20 protein-coding genes are annotated in these 20,624 nt (G+C 67.0%); 10 read left to right on the top strand and 10 right to left on the bottom strand.

All coding sequences use genetic code 11. The features are described from left to right. Positions 1-132 precede the first annotated feature (132 nt). Positions 133-1,158 carry a substrate-binding domain-containing protein gene (locus EZM81_RS03650; protein ID WP_135447878.1) on the bottom strand — a complete coding sequence of 342 codons (1,026 nt, stop codon included), beginning with the start codon at positions 1,156-1,158 and terminating at the stop codon, positions 133-135. A 210-nt stretch (positions 1,159-1,368) separates the two neighbouring features. Between EZM81_RS03650 and EZM81_RS03645 the strand changes: the two genes are divergently transcribed. Next, a complete protein-coding gene (locus EZM81_RS03645; protein ID WP_135447880.1) occupies positions 1,369-2,649 on the top strand; it encodes an ROK family protein in 1,281 nt (426 codons plus the stop codon). Between the two features lie 45 nt (positions 2,650-2,694). Here the strand turns inward: EZM81_RS03645 and EZM81_RS03640 are convergent, their stop codons facing one another. After that, entirely contained in the window at positions 2,695-3,534 is an 840-nt protein-coding gene (locus EZM81_RS03640; protein WP_135447882.1) for an SDR family oxidoreductase, read from the bottom strand. 87 nt (positions 3,535-3,621) lie between these two features. On the opposite strand from EZM81_RS03640, the gene EZM81_RS03635 reads away from it, so the two are divergent. From EZM81_RS03635 to EZM81_RS03615, 5 genes are all read left to right on the top strand, one after another. After that, complete coding sequence (locus EZM81_RS03635; RefSeq protein WP_136644812.1) at positions 3,622-4,257, top strand: class I SAM-dependent methyltransferase; 636 nt, start codon at positions 3,622-3,624, stop codon at positions 4,255-4,257. A 76-nt stretch (positions 4,258-4,333) separates the two neighbouring features. Further along, on the top strand, positions 4,334-5,815 hold the full coding sequence (locus EZM81_RS03630; protein WP_136644811.1) for an AMP nucleosidase: 1,482 nt from the start codon (positions 4,334-4,336) through the stop codon (positions 5,813-5,815). 166 nt (positions 5,816-5,981) lie between these two features. After that, the gene (locus tag EZM81_RS03625) at positions 5,982-6,269 is read left to right on the top strand and encodes an HU family DNA-binding protein (protein ID WP_135447887.1); all 288 of its coding nucleotides are present in this window, start codon (positions 5,982-5,984) and stop codon (positions 6,267-6,269) included. Between the two features lie 67 nt (positions 6,270-6,336). After that, entirely contained in the window at positions 6,337-6,699 is a 363-nt protein-coding gene (locus tag EZM81_RS03620; RefSeq protein WP_135447889.1) for a VOC family protein, read from the top strand. Between the two features lie 31 nt (positions 6,700-6,730). Further along, complete coding sequence (locus EZM81_RS03615) at positions 6,731-7,630, top strand: DMT family transporter (protein WP_136644810.1); 900 nt, start codon at positions 6,731-6,733, stop codon at positions 7,628-7,630. 16 nt (positions 7,631-7,646) lie between these two features. Here EZM81_RS03615 and EZM81_RS03610 read toward each other — a convergent pair whose 3' ends face one another. The 8 genes from EZM81_RS03610 to EZM81_RS03575 form a co-directional block, all read right to left on the bottom strand. Then, a complete protein-coding gene (locus EZM81_RS03610; RefSeq protein WP_136644809.1) occupies positions 7,647-8,942 on the bottom strand; it encodes a pitrilysin family protein in 1,296 nt (431 codons plus the stop codon). After that, positions 8,939-10,336 (bottom strand): pitrilysin family protein, encoded by a 1,398-nt coding sequence (locus EZM81_RS03605; RefSeq protein WP_136644808.1) that lies wholly within the window; start codon positions 10,334-10,336, stop codon positions 8,939-8,941. Before EZM81_RS03605 ends, EZM81_RS03610 begins: the two co-directional genes overlap by 4 nt. Before the next feature lie 84 nt (positions 10,337-10,420). Then, positions 10,421-10,948 carry a DUF3035 domain-containing protein gene (locus EZM81_RS03600; protein ID WP_135447898.1) on the bottom strand — a complete coding sequence of 176 codons (528 nt, stop codon included), beginning with the start codon at positions 10,946-10,948 and terminating at the stop codon, positions 10,421-10,423. Between the two features lie 86 nt (positions 10,949-11,034). After that, positions 11,035-11,508, bottom strand: a complete 474-nt coding sequence (gene lspA, locus EZM81_RS03595) for a signal peptidase II (protein ID WP_135447900.1) — start codon at positions 11,506-11,508, stop codon at positions 11,035-11,037. A gap of 1 nt (position 11,509) precedes the next feature. Next, complete coding sequence (gene purH, locus EZM81_RS03590; protein WP_136644807.1) at positions 11,510-13,096, bottom strand: bifunctional phosphoribosylaminoimidazolecarboxamide formyltransferase/IMP cyclohydrolase; 1,587 nt, start codon at positions 13,094-13,096, stop codon at positions 11,510-11,512. Positions 13,097-13,111: 15 nt separating this feature from the next. After that, a complete protein-coding gene (locus tag EZM81_RS03585; protein ID WP_248298124.1) occupies positions 13,112-14,902 on the bottom strand; it encodes a heparinase II/III family protein in 1,791 nt (596 codons plus the stop codon). A 46-nt stretch (positions 14,903-14,948) separates the two neighbouring features. Continuing rightward, entirely contained in the window at positions 14,949-16,100 is a 1,152-nt protein-coding gene (locus tag EZM81_RS03580; protein ID WP_135447904.1) for a saccharopine dehydrogenase family protein, read from the bottom strand. 13 nt (positions 16,101-16,113) lie between these two features. Next, a complete protein-coding gene (locus EZM81_RS03575) occupies positions 16,114-17,163 on the bottom strand; it encodes a saccharopine dehydrogenase (protein WP_136644806.1) in 1,050 nt (349 codons plus the stop codon). 138 nt (positions 17,164-17,301) lie between these two features. Here EZM81_RS03575 and rfbC point away from each other — a divergent pair, with 138 nt between their 5' ends. Genes rfbC through rfbA form a run of 4 tightly spaced genes read left to right on the top strand, consistent with a single transcriptional unit; the run spans position 17,302 to position 20,607 of the window. Continuing rightward, positions 17,302-17,862 carry a dTDP-4-dehydrorhamnose 3,5-epimerase gene (gene rfbC, locus EZM81_RS03570; protein WP_136644805.1) on the top strand — a complete coding sequence of 187 codons (561 nt, stop codon included), beginning with the start codon at positions 17,302-17,304 and terminating at the stop codon, positions 17,860-17,862. Then, a complete protein-coding gene (gene rfbB / locus EZM81_RS03565; protein ID WP_136644804.1) occupies positions 17,859-18,896 on the top strand; it encodes a dTDP-glucose 4,6-dehydratase in 1,038 nt (345 codons plus the stop codon). Before rfbC ends, rfbB begins: the two co-directional genes overlap by 4 nt. After that, positions 18,893-19,738: a dTDP-4-dehydrorhamnose reductase gene (gene rfbD / locus EZM81_RS03560; RefSeq protein ID WP_136644803.1), complete on the top strand. Its 846-nt coding sequence runs from the start codon at positions 18,893-18,895 to the stop codon at positions 19,736-19,738. The genes rfbB and rfbD overlap by 4 nt, the downstream gene beginning before the upstream one ends. Then, positions 19,735-20,607 (top strand): glucose-1-phosphate thymidylyltransferase RfbA, encoded by an 873-nt coding sequence (rfbA, locus tag EZM81_RS03555; protein WP_136644802.1) that lies wholly within the window; start codon positions 19,735-19,737, stop codon positions 20,605-20,607. The genes rfbD and rfbA overlap by 4 nt, the downstream gene beginning before the upstream one ends. Positions 20,608-20,624: the final 17 nt, after the last annotated feature.

The following is a 20,624-nucleotide window of genomic DNA, read 5'->3' as shown; positions in this document are numbered from 1 at the left end:
GAGGGGATGGGCCTGTGCCGATGCCGTGCGCGGGGAAAGCGCAGCTTCAGGCCCCGGCTTAGGGGCGACGGACCGGCCAGAAGAAGGCGACCGGCGCCGCCCCTGCGGGACGGCGCCGGCAATCAGACCAGATTACTGGCAGGCAGGAACGTCGGGCATCGCGCCTTCGCAGGCCTGTTCCTTGGAGATGTGGCCCGCTTCGATCGCGACGCCGATCGTTTCCTTGGTGATCGGGGTCGGGGTCAGCAGGATGGCATTCATCTCGATGCCCTTCTCGCCGCCCGAGAACTTGACCGCGCCCGGGATCGAGTCCAGCGCCGCGCCTTCAGCCAGCGCCGAGGCGATTTCGCCCGCGGCCTTGCCCAGCTGGCGGGCGTCCTTCCAGACCGAGACGGTCTGCGTGCCGCGCGCCACGCGGTTGATCGCGGCAAGGTCGCCGTCTTGTCCGCCCAGCGGAACGTTCAGGCCCTGCGCGGCCAGCGCAGCCGCCACACCGCCCGCCATGCCGTCGTTCTGTGCCAGAACGGCATCGATCTGGTTGTTGTTGGCGGTCAGGATCTGTTCCATGTTCTTCTGGGCATTCTCGGGCTTCCAGCCGTCCGAGTTCGCCTCGCCGACGATCTTGATGTCGCCCGAGGCCACGGCCGCACCGATCACCTCTTCCATGCCCTGACGCAGGAAGCCGACGTTCGGGTCGCCCGGGTCGCCCTTGATGATGGCGTAGTTCCCCTTGGGCACCAGCTTGTACACTTCCTGGGCAATGATGCGGCCGACGCCGACGTTGTCGAAGGTCAGGTAGAAGGTGCGGTTGTCCTCGATCAGGCGGTCATAGCCCACGACCGGGATGCCTTCGGCAGCGGCCTTCTCGATGGCCGGGCCGATGGCGTCCTTGTCCCAGGCGTTGATGACCAGCGCATCCACGCCCTGCGCGATCAGCGCGTCGATGTCCGACAGCTGCTTTTCGGCCGAGGACTGGGCGTCCGCCGAGACATATTCGTTGCCGGCGGCTTCGATCGCGGCCTTCATCGCGGCTTCGTCGATCTTCCAGCGCTCTTCCTGGAACTGGGCCCACGAAACACCGATCTTCTTGCCTTCGGCCAGAGCGGCGGACGAGAAGCCGGTCACCGCCAGGACGGCGGCGAGAATTGCGGTACGCATATGTATCCTCCCTATGGATCGGCCATGTTTGACCGGCCCGGCAGATTCGCCGAACGGAAAAAGCCTGCCGTCAATAATTTCAGTTGTCAAAATAAAAATCGTCGTAAAAGCTGAGGTCACATGCCCTGACCCGACCGGCGCGGGCATGGCGGGACGAATGCCTGACAGTTTCCGCAGACGTGGCGCCATTTTACTTCGGAGATCAAAGAAATGCCACCGAAGGCAATCCGTCCGGGCAGCAGCGAGGCGCACAGGGGTGTCGGCCCGCTGATTCCACCGCTGGCAGAATCACAGCGCCCGCTGCGTCAGCAGGTGTTCGAACTGGTGCGTGCTGCGGGGCTGATGCCGCGGGTCCAGGTGGCCAAGGATCTCGGGATCAGTCCGGCCTCGGTCACGACGATAACCTCGGAACTGATCGACGCGGGCCTGATCGAGGAGGTCGCAGCCCAGCGCGACGGCGAGGCCGGGCGCGGCCGCCCGGCCGTGGCCCTGGGTGTGCGCGCCGAGGCACATCGTGTCGCGGGAATGAAGCTGTCCGACCGGGAACATACCGCCGTGATCGTCGATTTCGCAGGCCGGCTGATCGCGGATGACGTCATTCCCAGACGCCCCGGACCGATGTCGGTCAACGAAATCCTTGATGCGATCGAGACCTTGCTGGACAGGGTCTGCATCAAGGCCGGCATGTCCAGGGCCGATCTGTCCGCCGTGGGGATCGGCGTGCCCGGCTTTGTCGATTCTGCCGAAGGCATGGTGCTGTGGTCATCGGTTCTGGCCGACCGGGCGGTGAACCTGTCGAATGCCGCCAGCGCCCGGCTGGGCCTTCCCGTGGCCATCGACAACGACGCGAACCTGGTGGCATTGGCCGAACTGTGGTTCGGTGCGGGCCGCAGCCTGCCGGATTTCGCCGTGGTCACCATCGAACACGGCGTGGGCATGGGCTTCGTGATGAACCACCGGATCTATCGCGGTGCGCAGCGCGTCGGGATGGAACTGGGCCACACCAAGGTGCAGCTGGATGGTGCGCTTTGCCGCTGCGGTCAGCGCGGCTGCCTGGAGGCCTACATCGCCGACTATGCGCTTGCCCGCGAGGCAACGACCGCGCTGAACTGGGGGCACAAGGAAAGCCAGCCGATCAACGTGCTGCTGGAAAGCCTGTATGATCACGCCAAAGCCGGAAATGCGACGGCCAAATCCATCTTCCGCCGGGCCGGGCGCTACCTGGCGGTTGGCCTGTCGAACGTGGTCAACCTGTTTGACCCTTCGCTGATCATCCTGTCGGGCGAACGGATGCGCTATGATTATCTTTACGCCGCAGAGACACTGGCCGAGATGGAAAACCTGGTCATTGCAACCGGCCGCCCCCGACCGCCGATCGAGATTCATGCCTGGGGCGACCTGCTCTGGGCCCATGGCGCCGCCGCCCTGGCGCTTTCGGCCGTCACCGAGGCGATTCTGACCGGCCAGGTCCTTGGCGTGGCAGCCGAATAGACCTGCCTGCCTTGCGCCCGAGGCCGCACGGCAGGAAGGCGTGGGTCAACGGGTTTCCTCGGCCAGCAGGGCGGCCAGCCCGGCGGGATAGTCCGGGTAAAGCAGGCGGACACCCAGTTCGGTCTTGATCCGGTCGTTCCGCACCCGCTTGGAATCGGCGTAGAAGGCGCGTTGCATCGGCGTCATCTCGGCCTCTTCGAACGGGACGGCCGGCGGATCGGGCAACCCCAGAAGGCGGGCGGCATGGCTCAGCACCTCTTCGGGCGGGCAGGGGTTGTCGTCGCAGACGTTGTAGGCGGCGCCCGGATTCGGATGGCGGATCGAGGCTTCCAGCACCTGGGCGATGTCCTCGACATGGATGCGGCTGAAGACCTGGCCGGGCTTGATGATCCGCCGCGCGGTGCCGTCGCGCACCTTCTCGAAGGGGCCGCGACCGGGGCCGTAGATCCCGGCAAGACGGAAGATGTGGACCGGCAGGCCGGTATCCAGCCATTGCCGTTCGGCCACCACGCGCTGTCGGGCGCGGTCGGATTGCGGGGTCAGGGGTGTTGTTTCGTCCACCCAGCCGCCCTGATGGTCGCCATAGACGCCGGTGGTGGACAGATATCCCACCCATTCCACCTTCGCTTGCGCGATTGCTGGAACCGCCTGCAGGAAGGGATCGCCCAGCGCATCGGGGGCGGCCGAGGCCAGGATATGCGTGGCCTCGGCCAGGGCGGGTGCCAGATCACCCGGCCAGAGCAGCGGTTCGACGCCCTCTGCGCGGAAGGCCTCGGCCTTGGCGGGGTTGCGTGTGGTGCCCACGATGCGCCAGCCCTGCGGTATCAGGCGGCGGGCAAGGGCGCGGGCGGAATAGCCGTGGCCGAGGGAAAGAAGCATGGACATGCGCGCGACTATCGGGGGCCGCGGGGCCGGGTGCAAGGGCTTGCGGCATCCGGCGGCCTGGCCCAATCTGCAAGCCGGAGGTAGGGGATGGTTCAGGGACTGAAAGGCGCGCTGACGCTGACGGGGCCGGAAGCCTGCCTGGCCTATTACCGTGACTGGGCGGCCAGTTACGATGCGGGTTTCGCGGCAGACATGCAGTATCTGCTGCCGGCCCATGTCGCGGCAGCCTTCGCTGGAACCGCCGCCGGCAGGCCGGTGCTGGACGTTGGCGCCGGCACCGGCCTTCTTGCGGAACGGCTGCGCGAGATGGGCTTTACCGGCGAGATTGATGCTGTGGATTTCTCGGCCGAGATGCTGGCCCGGGCCGCGGAAAAGCGGCTCTATTCCAGCCTTTTCCGCGCCGATATCACCCGGCCGCTGACCCTGCCGCGGCGGTATGGCGGGATCGTCAGTTCAGGAACCTTCACCGCCGGCCATGTCGGGCCAGAGGCCTTTCCGAACCTTTTGGATGTCGCCCTGCCCGCCGCGCAGTTCGCGCTGTCGATCAACCGCCGGGTCTGGGAAGCAGCAGGCTTCGACCGCGCGCTCGATGGCCTGGCGCGCGAGGGCCGGATTGCCGGGCTTCAGCTGATCGAGGTCGAGATCTATGGCGCGGCAGCGGCGGCGCTGGATGCCGAACATGCCGGCGACCGGGCGCTGATCGCGCTGTTCCGTTCGGTCTGAACCGCTGTCGCAATCCCTTCACTTGCAGAGGGGCGCGGCTTCCGGCTTATATGCCGGATCAACCGCAGGACCCGCGATGCAGGACGACCCTCACTCTGCCATTCTCAGCCCGGAAGTTCCGGCATCCGAAAGCTTTACCGATGCCGCCGCTGCGGTCGACCGGCTGCAGCTGCTTTACGACAGGGCAACCGGTTTCCTTGTGGACCAGTTCCAGGCGACGATCGGCAAGGGCCATCCCGGCCGCCGTGTGCGGGCCTTCTACCCGGAAATCCGCCTGACCGTGACCAGCTTCGACAAGGTCGATTCGCGCCTGTCATTCGGTCATGTCTCGGCACCCGGAACCTATGCGACGACGGTCACCCGGCCCGACCTGTTCCGCAACTACCTGATCCAGCAGATCGAGCTTCTGGTGCGCAACCACGGTGTGCCGGTGCAGATCGGCGTGTCCGACACGCCGATCCCGGTGCATTTCGCCGTGGGCGGCAATCCCGGTCTGTCGGTGCCGCAGGAAGGCGTGATGGATTTCTCGCTGCGCGACGTGTTCGATGTGCCCGACCTGGCGACGACCAACGATGACATCGTGAACGGAACGCTGACGCGATATGACGACGGTTCGGCCCCGTTGGCGCCGTTCACCGCGCAGCGTGTGGATTACAGCCTGGCGCGCCTGTCGCACTATACCGCGACCGACCCGACGCATTTCCAGAACCACGTCCTGTTCACCAACTATCAGTTCTATGTGGACGAGTTCGAGGCCTATGCCCGCGCCGCCCTGTCCGACCCGCGGTCCGGCTACACCAGTTTCGTGGCCACCGGGAACCAGGAGATCACGTCGCCCGATGGGGTGATCCAGCCCACGGCGAAGATGCCGCAGATGCCGACCTACCATCTGAAACGGGCAGACGGGAACGGGATCACCCTGGTCAACATCGGGGTGGGGCCGTCCAATGCCAAGACCGCGACCGACCACATCGCTGTCCTGCGGCCCCATGCCTGGCTGATGGTCGGCCACTGTGCCGGGCTGCGCAACAGCCAGAGCCTGGGCGATTTCGTCCTCGCCCATGCCTACCTGCGCGAGGATCACGTCCTGGACGACGATCTGCCGGTCTGGGTGCCGATCCCTGCCCTTGCGGAAATCCAGATCGCGCTGGAACAGGCCGTGGCCGAGGTCACCAAGCTGGAAGGCTATGAGCTGAAGCGGATCATGCGCACCGGCACCGTCGCCACGATCGACAACCGCAACTGGGAGCTGCGCGACCAGTCCGGCCCCGTCCGCCGCCTGTCGCAGTCGCGCGCCGTGGCGCTGGACATGGAAAGCGCCACCATCGCGGCGAACGGATTCCGCTTCCGGGTGCCCTACGGCACGCTGCTCTGCGTCAGCGACAAGCCGCTGCATGGCGAGCTGAAGCTGCCCGGCATGGCGTCCGACTTCTACAAGACGCAGGTCAGCCGGCATCTCCAGATCGGCATCCGCGCGATGGAACGCCTGCGCGAGACCCCGCTTGCGCGCATTCACAGCCGGAAACTGCGGTCATTCGAGGAAACCGCTTTCCTGTGATCCCGCGAAAACGGCGTCAAATGTCCCGGGCGCAATGTTCCGGGGTTGATTTTGGCGGCGAAACTGTGTGTTTGGGCGATGGCCCCGGTTCCGGGGAGGGGAAGCCCCGCATGGCGGGGTTCAGGCGTGAACAGAACCCAAATGATAACAAACGAAGGATGATCCGATGTCCAAACCGATGACCAAGACCCAGCTGGTGGCTGCCGTCGCCGAAGCCATGGGCAGCGACAAGAAGACCGCCGGCGCCGCGCTGGAGGCCATCGCTACGGTGGTATCGCGCGAAGTCGCCGCGGGTGGCACCGTCACCATTCCGGGCCTCGGCAAGGTCGCCTGCAAGGCCCGTCCCGAGCGTCAGGTCCGCAACCCCGCCACGGGCGAGACGATGACCAAGCCTGCCGACAAGCAGGTGAAGTTCGCCATCGCCAAGGCGCTGAAGGACGTGGTGAACGGCTGAGGCTGCACCGGATCGGCATTTCGTGAAAGGGTCGCCCACGGGCGGCCCTTTTGCTTGGAGGGCGCGCATGGCAAGGGTCACGGGCATCGGCGGCATCTTCTTCCGGGCGCGGGATCCGGCGGCGCTGAGCGACTGGTACCGGATCCATCTGGGCATCACGCAGCCCGAGATCGCCGTCTGGATGCAGGAGGCCGGGCCGACAGTCCTTTCGCCTTTTGCCGCCGATACCGACTATTTCGCGCCCGGCAGGCAATGGATGCTGAACCTGCGCGTCGATGACCTGGCGGGCCTGATCAGCCGGCTGCGGGATGCGGGCATAGCGGTCGAAACCCGGGCTGACTGGGATGGCGACGGCAGCCATGGCAAATTCGCCCGCATCCATGACCCCGAGGGCACGCCGATCGAACTGTGGCAGCCGCCGCCGGCTTGACCTTCCGCGCGGCGGCAGGCACCAACCCCGGATGGATTTCCGCGCGCTTCTTCTTGGCACGGTCTTTGCGGCCATGTGGTCCTCGGCCTTCGCCACCGCGCGGGTGATCGTCGCCCATGCCCCGCCCTTGGTGGCGCTGTCGGTGCGCTTCCTGATTTCCGGGCTGATCGCCATTGTGATTGCCCGTGCGCTGGGCCAGACCTGGCGCCTGCCGGCGGCACAGGCCCGCGCGGTCATCCTGTTCGGCCTGTGCCAGAACGGGGCTTACCTTGGCCTGAACTTCATCGCCATGCAGTGGGTGGAAGCCTCGCTTGCCGCGATCATTGCCGCATCCATGCCGCTGATCGTGGCGGCGCTGGGCTGGCTGCTCTTTCGCGAGAGGGTGGCGCCACTGGGCATGGCCGGGCTGATCGCGGGGCTGGCCGGCGTCGGACTGATCATGGGCACACGGCTTTCCGGCGGGGCCGACCTGCTGGGCGTCTTGCTGTGCATCGCTGGCGCGGTGGCGCTCGCGGTGGCCACGCTGACGGTGCGGGGGGCATCTTCGGGTGGCAATCTGCTGATGGTCGTGGGGTTGCAGATGCTGGTTGGTTCACTTGTGCTGGGGCTGATTTCCGCAAGAACAGAGACGATTTCCGTGCGCTGGTCCCCGGCCTTCCTGGCTGCATTCGCCTATCAGATCGCTGTTCCCGGCCTTTCTGCCACGCTGATCTGGTTCGCCCTGGTCGGGCGGATCGGCAGCACGCGCGCCGCCACATTCCATTTCCTGAACCCTTTCTTCGGCGTCGCCATCGCTGCTGCGCTGCTGGGCGAACGTGTCCGGCTGCTGGATCTTGTCGGCGTGGCCATTGTCATGGCCGGGATCCTGGCTGTGCAGCTGTCGCGCAGCCGGCCCAAGCCGACCGGCACCCCCGAACAGGGTGCCCTGTGACCTTGCGATCTGCCTGTCACAGACCGACAGGTTGCCCCACGACAACGAAATGCAGCGCCTCGGGCTGGTAGAGCCGGGCAGCGACGCGCCGGATGTCATCCATCGTCACCGCCTCGATCTTGGCGTTGCGGGTCACGGCATAGTCGATCGGCATGCCTTCCATCTGCATCCCAACCAGGATGCTGGCGATCCGGCTGTTGCCATCGAAGCGCAGCGGGTAGGAACCGGTGAGATAGGTCTTGGTGTCGGCCAGTTCCCGTTCGGAAAGCCCTTCGGCCGCGATCCGCGCCCATTCGGCGCGCAGGACGGCGATCGCTTCGGCCACCTTGTCGTTCGATGCCGAAAACTGGCCCAGATACATGTCGGCAAGATCGTAACTTACCAGATAGCTGCCGATTCCATAGGTCAGGCCGCGCTTTTCCCGCACTTCGGACATCAGCCGAGAGGTGAAGCGGCCCCCGCCCAGCGCCTCGTTCAGGATGAAGGCGGCGAAGAAGTCCGGGTCCTCGCGCGGAATGCCGATGTGGCCGAACAGAACGGTGGATTGCGGCGTGGGAAAGTCGATGACGGTGACGCCCGGGGGCAGCCGCACCTCGGCCGGGCCAGGCAGAGGGGCGCCGGTCGCGGGCAGGTCGCCCAGCAGCCGGTCGAGCAGCGGGCCCAGTTCGTCTGCGGTTATGTCGCCCGCCGCCGAGACATAGACCCTGTCGCGGGCAAGCGCCGCCCGGTGGGCGGCAACGACATCGTCGCGGGTCAGCGCGGCCACGGTTTCCAGGGTGCCGTCGCCGATTGAGCCATAGGGATGGTTGCCGAAGGCCAGTTCGTTGAACCGGCGCGCGGCAAGTTTCGAGGGATCCTTCTCGTATGACCGCAGGATCGACAGCACCTGTTCGCGCACCCGGTCGATCGCATCCTGATCGAAGCGCGGGTTGACCAGCGCCTCGCGCAGCAGCGTGACGGCCTGATCCCGGTTTTCCGTCAGGAAGCGCGCCGAGACGCCGACCGAATCGGCGCCCGCGTCAAAGGTGAATTCCGCCGCCAGCGCATCCCGCGCCTCGGCAAATGCGCGGCTGTCCATCTGTCCCGCGCCTTCTTCGATGAGCGCGGTCATCAGGTTGACCGCCCCGCGCTTGCCCGGCGCATCCAGCGAGGTGCCGCCGCGGAACTGGATTTCCAGCGCGGTGAAGGGGATGTTGTGATCCTCGACCAGCCAGGCGGTGATCCCGCCCGGAGAGGTGACCTGCTTGATGTCCAGTTCAGCCCGCGCGGGTGTGGCCAGGGCCAGAAAGACTGCGAAAAGGGCGCGGATCATTCGGTGACCTCCTGGCCGGTAGGAACGGCGGGCACGGCTTCGGGTGCCGGTGTGCCGGCGGCGGTGTCGGTGTCCGGGCGGGTCAGCCAGCCGGTTACGGCGTTCCTGCGGTCAAAGACCTTTTCTGCGGCGGCCATGATGTCGGCCTCGGTCACTGCGGACAGGGCCTCGTCCCAGCTGTCGATGTCGTCCAGCGAAAGGCCGATGGACAGGCCCTCGCCATAGCGGCGGGCAAGGCGCATCACATCGTCGCGCGAATAGATGTCGGCGGCGCGGACCTTGGTGCGGATGCGCTCCAGCGCCGCGGGGTCGGGGCCGGTTGCCAGGAAATCGGCGATCACCCGGTCCAGTGCGGCCTCGGCCTCGGCCAGGCCGACACCGGGGGCGGGCACGACGATCAGGCCGAAGGTGGCATCGTCGATCGAGGTTCCGTCGTAGAAGGCGGTGGAGTAGACGGCGGTCTGGCTGTCGAATTGCAGGGCGCGGGCCAGCACCGAGGTCTGGCCCGACCCGCCCAGAAGCTCGGCCAGGACGGTCAGGGCGGCGGCCTCCTTCTGGTCGCCGGGATTGCGTTCGGGGGCAAGGTAGGTTCGGAAGACATAGGGTTCCGACACCCGTTCGTCGGCCAGGCTCAGCCGCCGTTCGGCCAGTTGCGGGGGTTCCTGCGGGCGGTTGCGCGGGGCAATGCCGTCCGAAGGGGCGATGGGGCCGTAATGTTCCTCGGCCAGCGCCTTGACGGCGGAAGGGTCCACGTCGCCCGCGATGACAAGCGTCGCGTTGTTCGGTGCGTAGAAGCGTTCATAGTAGGTCAGCGCCGCCGTGCGATCCAGCGCCTCGACCTCGTGCCGCCAGCCGATGACCGGAATGCCGTAGGGGTGGTTCAGGTATTGCGCCGCGCGCATCTGTTCCGTCAGGAGCGCGCCCGGGGACGAGTCGGTGCGCTGGGCGCGTTCCTCCAGGATCACCTGGCGTTCGGTGGCCACGTCCTCCTCGGTCAGGCGCAGGTTGCGCATCCGGTCGGCTTCCATCTGCATCACCAGGTCAAGCCGATCGGCGGCGATGCGCTGGAAGTAGGCGGTGTAGTCCCACGAGGTGAAGGCGTTGTCGTCACCGCCCTGCGCCTCCACGATGGCGGAAAACTGGTTCGGCCCGACCGTATCGGTGCCCTTGAACATCAGGTGTTCCAGGAAATGCGCGATACCGGAATGGCCCGGCGGTTCATCGGCCGCGCCGACGCGATACCAGATCATCTGCACGACGACTGGCGCGCGGTGATCCTCGATCACGACGACATTCAGCCCGTTGTCCAGCGTGAAGGTCGTCACCGGTTCGGCGGCAGCGGGAAGGGCAATGGCCAGCGCCAGCAGTGCGCTTCGGCCCAGGTGTCCGAGCATCGGGATTCCCCTCGTGGAAGTCACGGATAAGGTGCAGGGTTCGGACGGGCAATCAAGCCGTGCCGGCGTCGGGGCACGCGCTTGTTACTCGCCCTGCTTGGGCGGCGGTGCCGACGGCGTGCGCAGGCCCAGCAGGCGCCAGCGGGCCAGTTCGGCGTGCTGGTCAAGGCTCTGTTCGCGGTAGGCCTTGTAGTAGACGTTCACGTTGAACAGCCGTTCCAGGATACGTCCCTGGTTGTCGCGCCGCCATTGCAGGTCTTCCGCGGCGAGGGTCGAGCGGATCGAGGCATCCATTCCGAACCGCGCGGCATGGGCAAAAAGCGCGCTGTCGCCGGACGGAATGCCCCCGGCCGCGCCAGGTTTGCCGCCAAGGGCGATGGCTGCGTCTTCCTCGGGGTTGCGGTCGGTGCGGTTCGTACCGCCCGGGGTGGGCTCTGGCAGTTCGGTCAGGCTTTCCGGCATGGCCAGCGGCTTTGGCGGCACGATGCCGAATTCGTCCGGGCCGCTTCCGCTACGCAGGTTCATCAGCTGCGGATCGCCGCCGTTGCCACAGGCCGATAGGACAAGCACCGCCAACAGCGCGATGATCGCCTTGCCTCCTGCCGCGTGCATATGCCTGCCTCCGAACCGGTCTTGAGCTTCTCTTAGCCTAAAGCGATCCGGTCGTCACGGGGTCTTTGGTGTCTGCGGCGGAAGGGTTATCCATCCTTCGCCGACCCCTTGGCGAACACCACCAGGCCCAGCGCGCCGACGAAGATGGCAATGTCGGCCACGTTGAAGGCATAAGGATTCTCGATCCCGCAGCACGACATGTTCAGGAAATCGGCCACGGCGCCATAGGCGATGCGGTCGATCACGTTGCCCATGGCCCCGCCGACCAGCAGTCCGCCCGAAAGTTCTGCCTTCCAGTTGCCGCGCTCGGTCCGCATCCACCAGACCACCCAGCCCGAGATCGCCAGAGCCAAGGCAATCAGCCCCCAGCGCGCCACGTCAGAGCCGTGTGCCATGAGGCCGAAGTTGATGCCCTGATTCCACGCCATGCGAAAGACGAGGTAGGGGGGAAATACGTCGATCTCGCCCCGCTCGCGCAGGTTCAGGCCATGGACGATGGCCAGCTTGGTGATCTGGTCAAGGCCGAAGGTCGCGCCCGCGCTGATCCAGAACCGCCGCATCTCAGTGCCGGAAATGCCGCATGCCGGTGAACACCATGGCCAGGCCCCGCTCGTCCGCCGCCGTGATCACCTCGTCGTCGCGCATCGACCCGCCGGGCTGGATGATCGCCGTCGCCCCGGCCTCGGCCGCGGTGATCAGCCCGTCGGCGAAGGGGAAGAAGGCATCCGACGCCACGACCGAGCCTTTCGTCAGCGGCCCGGGCAGGCCCAGCGCCTCGGCCATGTCCTGCGCCTTGCGCGCGGCGATGCGGGTCGAATCGACCCGGCTCATCTGGCCCGCGCCGATGCCCACTGTGGCGCCGTCCTTCACATAGACGATCGCGTTCGACTTGACATGCTTGGCCACGGTCCAGGCGAACATCAGGTCGCGCAGTTCCGCCTCGGTCGGCGCGCGTTTCGTCACCACCTTCAGGTCGGACGCCGTGACATGCCCGGAATCCAGGTCCTGCACCAGGAACCCGCCCGCCACCTGCCGGAAGGCCAGGCCCTTCGCCTTCGGGTCCGGCAGCGCGCCCGTGGTCAGAAGCCGCAGGTTCTTCTTCGCCGCGAAGATCGCCTTTGCCTCGTCGGTCGCATCGGGGGCGATGACGACCTCGGTGAAGATCTTCACGATCTCTTCCGCCGTCGCCCCGTCCAGCACCTGGTTCAGCGCCACGATCCCGCCGAAGGCCGAGGTCTGATCGCACTGGTAGGCACGGATGTAGGCCTCGGTCAGGGTCGCTGCGGTGGCGACGCCGCAGGGGTTGGCGTGCTTGATGATCGCACAGGCCGGGGCGCCCCCGCCGAACTCCGCCACCAGTTCGAAGGCAGCGTCGGTGTCGTTGATGTTGTTGTAGGACAGCTCCTTCCCCTGCCACTGGCGCGCCGTCGCCACGCCGGGCCGGTGGCTGCCATCCACATAGAAGGCCGCTGCCTGATGCGGATTCTCGCCATAGCGCAGGGGCTGCGCCAGTTTCCCGGCAAAGCTGCGATACCGTGGCGTCGCTTCGCCGATCTGGTCCGCAAGCCAGGTCGAGACGGCGGTGTCATAGGCGGCGGTGCGGGAATAGGCGGTCAAGGCCAGCTTCTGCCGGAAGGCCATCGTGGTCGCCCCGTCATGCGCCTTCAGCTGATCCAGCAGCGCTGCATAATCCGCCGGGTCCGTCACCACGGTGACGAAACGATGGTTCTTCGCCGCCGCCCGGATCATCGCCGGCCCGCCGATGTCGATGTTCTCGATGCAGGTGGCGTGGTCGGCGCCTTTCGCCACCGTTTCCTCGAACGGGTAAAGGTTGACGATCAGAAGGTCGATCGGCTCGATCCCGTGCGCGGCCATGGCCACCAGGTGCTCGTCATCATCGCGAAGGGCCAGCAGCCCGCCATGCACGTTCGGATGCAGCGTCTTGACCCGGCCGTCCATCATCTCGGGGAACCCGGTCACGTCGCTGACATCGCGCACGGCCAGCCCCGCCGAACGCAGCATGCCGCTGGTCCCGCCGGTCGAGATCAGCTCTACCCCGTAGCTTGCCAGGGCGCGGGCCAGGTCCAGAAGGCCGGTCTTGTCCGACACCGAAATCAGCGCGCGGCCGATGGGAATGAGATTGGTCATGGCAAAACCCCTGCACTACCCGCCCAAGCCCAGGGGGTCGCCCGCTTCGGCGCCTTCCAGGTCCCGGATGGCCAGCGGAGTATCCTGTGCCTTCGCCAAGGTCCAGCCTATCCGGGTTTCGAACGTCCGCACCTGCCCGCGCAGCACGATCTGCCGGCACGGACGCGGGTCAAGCCGGCCCTTTTCCAGATAGGCCGAAGGCTCCAGCGACAGGACGACAGGCCCGGTGGCACGGAATAGCCAGATCTCGCCGCTGCGCAGTAACATCGAGACCGCGGTTCCTGCCGTGTCCAGGGTTGCTTCGACCTCGGGATGCAGGTGGAAGCGGACGGCAAAGCCCGTGCCATCCATCCGGGTCTGGGACATCACCTCCTCGAACCGGCGGCGGGCTTCGGCGGTCAGGGCAGTCAGGGTTTCGACTCCCGACAGGCGCCGGCCGTCGTGCGACAGGGTCAGGCTGCGCCCCGCAGTCAGGCCATGGCTGGAAAGCCAGCCGTCATGCGCAATGTAAAGATCGCTGCCCTCATGTCCCTGGATCAGCCGCGATTCCGTGACCGCGGCGCGGTATTGTAGCGCGTCGCCCGCCGCGCTGAGCCGGGATGAGGAAACGCCCTCCAGACAAAGCACCGAATGCGACTGCGTTGCGCGTGCAGCAAGCCGCCAGGCGGGTCCGAACTCGTCACCGGCGCCACAGCTGACCACCAGCGGGCGCCGGCCTGACGTCAGTTCGAAAGCCGCGGTAGAGGCGTGTGCCGTCAAGGCGGCGCGCCCTGCCGGAGGCGCAGAGGCATCGACGATCACCGAGGTCCGACGGCCGGAAAGGCGGGCAAATCCCATCGCGATGGCAGGCGGTGCGGCAAGGCGCGCGCCTGCGGCGGCCAAAGCCTGATCAAGCCGTCCCTCGATGCCCCGGTCGCCGCCGTGAAAGCGCGCAAGAGTGCCGTCGGCATGCCGCAGGGCCCGCAGCGTAGGGGCCGTGCGCGTGATCGCCCGCGACAGGGCGTCGGGCACCGGGTGGCCTGTCTCGGTCATCGTGGTGGCCGACCATGTCAGCAGGGTCAGGATGTCCATCAGTTCTTCGGGATTGCGGCTGGGAATGCCGCCTGCGCCATCGATGTCCGCATCGCAGGCGCCCGCCAGGGCAGCGGTCGCGGGGGCGATCAGTCGCTCCATTCCGATCAGCAACAGGCCGGCATGGATCAGGCCAGCCAGTGCCTCAAATCGCGGCAGGCCGGGGGGTGCGCCTTTCCAGCGGCGCGACAGAAAGGCGGCCTGCAGCGACAGGGCGCGGTGGAAGGCATCGGTCTGCGCGCGGTTACGGGCTGTCAGCAGGAATGTGGCGTGGTGGATCCAGCGGATGATCCTGCGTCCGGTCAGTTCGGGTGACCAGCCCGGTCCCTTGCCTGTGCCGAAGCGGGCGATCCAGTCCCAGGTCCAGTCCTGCGCCCGCCGGCGCGCGGTCGGGGTGCCGAAGGCGGCCAGATCGTCCAGCCAGGAAAACCCTTGCGCCGCAGCGACGAAAGCGGGGTCGGGTGCCAGATCCCACAGCGGCGTTCCGGGGGCTTCGGCCAGATGCCCGGCCAGAAGGATATGTCCCGCTGTCAGCCGCTTTCCATGGGCATAGACCCCGATCGACCGCGGTTCGGGCTGCATGACAAATCCGCTGGCGACCCGCGCCCTGCGGGCCGCGAGTATGGCCAGCCGATCCGCCAGACTGACCATCCGTTCTGATGCCGCGCCAGTGCCGCCCATGCCCTGCCCCGTCGCCTGATGCGCCCGGTTGGCCCGGGTTCTCGCAGACAGCATAGCCTCGGGCGGCAGGTCCTGTCACGTCAAAGGCAGATCACAGCCGTCAGGCCAGATGGTCGATCCGTGCCATGAACTGGGCCAGGGTTTGCACCTCATCCAGCCAGCGCCGCACCAGACGGGGATCGTGGGGCGCACCATGGACGCCGGCCGGGATCTCGCGCGAAAGGACTGCCTCGATCGCCATGGCCACGGGAACCGACACCAGCCGCGACATCGCCGTGCCGCGCGCATCGCCCCAGGCATCCAGTGCCCAGGTTTCGTGGAACACGGGTCGTCCGTCGCGTTCTGCCTTCAGCGAGACGAAAAGAACCACGCGGTCCGGCTCGCCCTCGGCATAGGCGTTGTCCTTCAAAAGCGCCGCAGCCCGGGCTTCCAGTGCGGCGTTGATCTCGGCCAGGGGCTTGCCCTCCAGTGCCTCGATTTCGCGGAAGATGGGCGCCCAGGCATCGGCCCAGCCGTTCAGCCGGATCGTGCCCCGGACGAAGTCCTTGACCTTCCAGTGCTTCTCGAACCGGTATTCCTCCATGAAGGGATAGCTGTCGCGGTTCGGATAGACCTCGAAGCTTTCCGGCACCGGCAGCGGCGCATCATAGCGGGTGATCGCCTCCCACGGGCGGCTGACCCGCAGTTCTGTGAAGTGCCGCAGGCTACGCGAAGGCGACCGCAGGGCCTTCAGCACACCCGCCGGGGCCCAGCTGAACTTGTAGCGGAAGGCGTTCGGGATCTTCGGCACCCCGCCGCAGTAGCTGGTGAAGCTCAGCACGTTGTCGTTGTGATAGGCCTTCGACGCGCGATAACGCGCCACCAGGTCATGCGCCATGAGGTGGTCGATGCCCGGGTCGAGGCCGACCTCGTTGATCGAGACCAGCCCCTTTTCCCGGAAGTCCTGATCCAGCGCCCGCATCTCGGGGGCGATGTAGCTGGAGGAGCAGAAGTTCGCCCCCTTCTCCAGACACAGCTTCGCGATGGCCACATGCTGGTCGGCCGGCAGCATCGATACGGCGATGTCTCCGGGCTTCAGCGCCTCGGCCAGGGCCTCCAGGCTGAAGGGGCGGATGTCCTGCGTGAGGTCACCCACCTCGGCGCGCGCCTTTTCGACCGTGCGGTTCCAGACGGTGACGGGATGCCCGCCCTGAATCAGCCGCCGCAGCCCCGGTATCGACGACAGCCCCGTGCCGCACCAATGGATCGTCATGCTTGCCTCCCTGTCAGATCGTGGCGATGTGGCGGTCGAATTCCGCCTTGGCGCGGCCCCAGACGCCCTTGTCCAGGTCCGTCAGCGTCAGAAGCGACGGCAACAGCTGCGCGGCGTAATCCTGCGAGGATTCCACCGGCATCAGGCTGGGCAGATTGTCGATCGCCATCACGTCCAGCGGGGGCGCGTCATGCACCCGCAGCGCTGGCGCCGCCCAGTCGGTCGCCCGGTCATAGACCTTGATCGGCGAGAAATCACTGGTCGGGTCGCAGGCGATGTCGCCGATCACCGTCAGCTTGCGCGGCGCGGTCTTCGCCGAAGCGGGAACAAAGACCGGGCAACCCGGTCGCGCCAGGATGCAGTTCAGGAAGATCTCGTGCTGCAGCACTTCCGGGAATGGCCCGCCGTGCGCCGTTTCGGCCATGTCCCATTTCGTGACCGGAACGCCCATCGCGTCGCACAGGTCCGCTGCCCCGGTGCCGACCCGGCCGAGCGCGCCGATGATGATTGCCCGCGGACGGCCCAGCCCTGCCAGATCGGCCGCCAGTTCCTGAAGCAGCGCCTCTTTCGAGGCCACCCTGTGCACCGGACCCGCAATCCCGGCGCGCTGCTGTGCCGCCCAGCACTTCAGGCTGACCGCCGCGCCGGCATAGCCCGCCCAATAGCCGAAGGCGGCGACCCGGCGGCCGGTCTCGTCCACCAGGTATTCCAGGTCATACAGCGTCCCGCCTCCGGCCTTGAAGCGTTGCAGAAGCACCCGCCCCGCCGGCTGGCCCTTGTAGGCGTGGCCGAACATGATGTGGCGGTGGGTCAGGGGCGTGCCGTCCTCGGGCAGTTCCTTGAGCCCGAAGATGATTGCATCGGCGGGGGCCTGCGGCCAGGAATTTTCGGCGGCAATCTCGCAGCCGGCATCCACATAACCTTCCAGCGGTATTGCCCTGACCGAGGAACGTTCCACGGTCACCCGGATCCCTGTCCTGACCAGTTCGGCCGCACCTTCGGGGGTCAGGCCTACCCGTTCCTCGTTCGGCCGCTGCTCTGCCCGTACCCAGAGATGGGTCATCTTTCGCATCCTTCCGCTGCTTCGGCGGAGTGATAGCAGAACCATTGCCGGGAAACAGGGGGCCAGCGGCGCATTTTCACCCTTTGCAAATGCCTTGCGGTTCAGGTCACCATGCCGCGATGCAACTGCCGGACCGCCATGCAGATTGAACCGACCCGCCTTCCCGGGGTGCTTGTGCTGAACCCGAACCGCCAATTCGACGCGCGCGGCTGGTTCAGCGAAACCTGGAACGCCTCCCGCATGGCCGAGGCCGGGTTGGACCTGACCTTCGTCCAGGACAACCACTCCTTCTCGGCCGCGAAGGGCACCCTGCGCGGGCTGCATTTCCAGCGCCCCCCCCGCGCGCAGGACAAGCTGGTGCGCTGTTCGCGCGGCGCGATCCTCGACGTGGCGGTGGACATCCGCGAAGGCTCTGCCACCTACGGCCGCTGGGTCGCGGTGGAACTGACGGCCGACAACGGTCGTCAGCTTCTGGTGCCCAGGGGCTTCCTGCACGGCTTCCTTACCCTGATCGACGACACCGAGGTGCAATACAAATGCACCGACTTCTACAGCCCCGACCATGACGGCGCCGTGCGCTGGGACGATCCAGCCCTCGGCATCGACTGGGGCATCTCGGCCCCGATCCTGTCCGACAAGGACGCCCGCGCGCCGCTTCTGTCCGAGATCGGCATCCCCTTCCGCTGGGAGGCGACATGAAACTTCTTGTCACCGGAGGTTGCGGCTTCATCGGCTCCGCCGTCGTCCGTCTGGCCGTCGCGCGCGGGCATCAGGTGGTGAACCTCGACGCCCTGACCTATGCCGCGAACCCGGCCAATGTCGCCATGGTCGCGGATTCGCCGCTCTACCGCTTCGAACAGGCCGACATCCGCGACCGCGCCGCGCTGGACCGGATCTTCGCCACCCATGCCCCCGATGCGGTGATGCATCTGGCCGCCGAAAGCCATGTGGACCGGTCGATCGACGGCCCCTCGGACTTCATCGACACCAACATCACCGGCACCTTCAACCTGCTGGAAGCCGCCCGCGCCCACTGGACCCGCGCAGGCAAGCCCTCGGGCTTCCGCTTTCACCACATCTCCACCGACGAGGTCTTCGGCTCGCTCGGACCCACCGGCCAGTTCACCGAGGAAACCCCCTACGACCCGCGCTCGCCCTATTCCGCGTCCAAGGCCGCCTCCGACCACCTCGTCCGGGCCTGGCACGAAACCTACGGCCTGCCGGTCGTCCTCACCAACTGCTCGAACAACTACGGGCCCTACCATTTCCCCGAAAAGCTGATCCCGGTCGTGATCCTGAACGCGCTGCACGGCCGGCCGATCCCGGTCTATGGCCAGGGCGAGAACGTGCGCGACTGGCTTTACGTCGAGGATCACGCCGATGCCCTTCTTCTCGTCCTGGAAAAGGGCACGGTCGGCCGCAGCTACAATATCGGCGGGGAAAACGAACGGCGCAACATCGACCTCGTCCGCACGATCTGCGCGCTGCTCGACGAGATGGCCCCCAAATCCACCCCCTACGCGGACCAGATCACCTTCGTCGCCGACCGCCCCGGTCACGACGCCCGCTATGCCATCGACCCCTCCCGCATCCGCGACGAACTCGGTTGGCGGCCCAGCGTGACCGTGGAAGAGGGCCTGCGCCGCACCGTCCGATGGTATCTCGACAACGAAGCCTGGTGGCGCCCGCTCCTCGATCGCAATGGGGTGGGCGAACGATTGGGAAAGGCATGAAACTGCTCGTCTTCGGCAAGACCGGCCAGGTCGCGCGCGAGCTTCAGCGTCTTGCCCCCGGGGCCACGTTCCTCGGGCGCGAGGAAGCGGACCTCGCCAACCCCGCCGCCTGCGCCGCCGCCATCGCGGCCCATGATGCCGATGCGATCGTCAACGCCGCCGCCTGGACCGCCGTGGACAAGGCGGAAACCGAGGAAGCCGCTGCCACCATCGTCAACGGCGAGGCCCCCGCCGCCATGGCCCGCGCCGCCGCCGCAAGGGGCATCCCTTTCCTGCACATTTCCACCGATTACGTCTTCGACGGTGCGGGCAACCAGCCCTTCGCCCCCGACCACGCGACCGCGCCCCTGAACGCCTACGGCCGGTCGAAACTGGCCGGGGAACTGGGCATCCGCGCGGCGGACGGCCCCCACCTCATCCTGCGCACCTCCTGGGTCGTCTCCGCCCACGGCGCAAACTTCGTCAAGACGATGCTCCGCCTCGGCGCCGAGCGTGAAAGCCTGAACGTCGTCGCCGACCAGATCGGCGGCCCCACCCCCGCCGCCGCCATCGCCGGCGCCCTGATGACCGCCGCCCGCGCCATGGCCGAAGGCGCGCCCGGCGGCACGCATCACCTCTCGGGCAGCCCCGATACCTGCTGGGCCGATTTCGCCCGCGCGATCATGGCCGAGGCCGGCCTTCCCTGCCGGATCAACGACATCCCGACCCGCGAATACCCCACCCCGGCCAGACGGCCGCTGAATTCCCGCCTCGATTGCAGTTCATTCACGGCAGCATTCGGCATACCGCGCCCCGACTGGCGCGCGGGCCTCGCCGCCATAGTGCAGGAGTTGCGCCCATGACCCGCAAAGGCATCGTCCTCGCCGGAGGCACCGGCTCGCGCCTCTGGCCGATCACGCTGGGCGTCTCGAAACAGCTTCTGCCGATCTACGACAAGCCGATGATCTACTACCCGATCTCGGTCCTCATGCTCGCCGGCATCCGCGACATCGCCATCATCACGACGCCCGAGGATCAGCCGCAGTTCCAGCGCCTCCTCGGTGACGGTCGCCAGTGGGGGCTGTCCTTCACCTGGATCGTGCAGGAGAAACCCGAAGGCCTCGCCCAGGCCTACCTCCTTGCCCGCGATTTCCTCGCCGGAGCGCCCTCGGCCATGGTCCTGGGCGACAACATCTTCTTCGGCCACGGCCTGCCCGAGATGTTGAAGCGCGCCGATCAGCAGCCCTCGGGCGGCACGGTCTTCGGCTACCACGTCTCCGACCCCGAACGCTACGGCGTCGCGGCCTTCGACGCCCATGGCCGCGTCACCCAGATCGTCGAAAAGCCGAAGGTGCCGCCCTCCAGCTTTGCCATCACCGGGCTCTACTTCCTCGACGGCCGCGCGCCCGAGATCGCCGCACGCATCACCCCCTCGCTGCGCGGAGAGCTGGAGATTGTGGATGTCCTGGAACACTACCGCGCCGAGGGTTCGCTTGAGGTCGAACGCATGGGCCGCGGCTTTGCCTGGCTGGATACCGGCACGCCGGGCAGCCTGCTTGATGCCGGGAATTTCGTCCGCACGCTTCAGGAGCGGCAGGGGATGCAGGTGGGATCGCCCGACGAAGTGGCATTCCGTCAGGGCTGGATCGATCGCGCCGGGATGGCGGAACGCGCAAGGCTTCATGGAAGGGGCGGCTACGGCGCCTATCTCGAGGCGGTCCTGCGCGAGTGAGTGCGGCCTTTGGCGGC

The sequence above is a fragment of the Tabrizicola sp. YIM 78059 genome (assembly GCF_004959785.1).
Lineage (GTDB): Bacteria > Pseudomonadota > Alphaproteobacteria > Rhodobacterales > Rhodobacteraceae > Tabrizicola > Tabrizicola caldifontis.
Note: the sequence above shows the minus strand (reverse complement) of the source record. Positions and strands in the feature narration are given on the sequence as shown.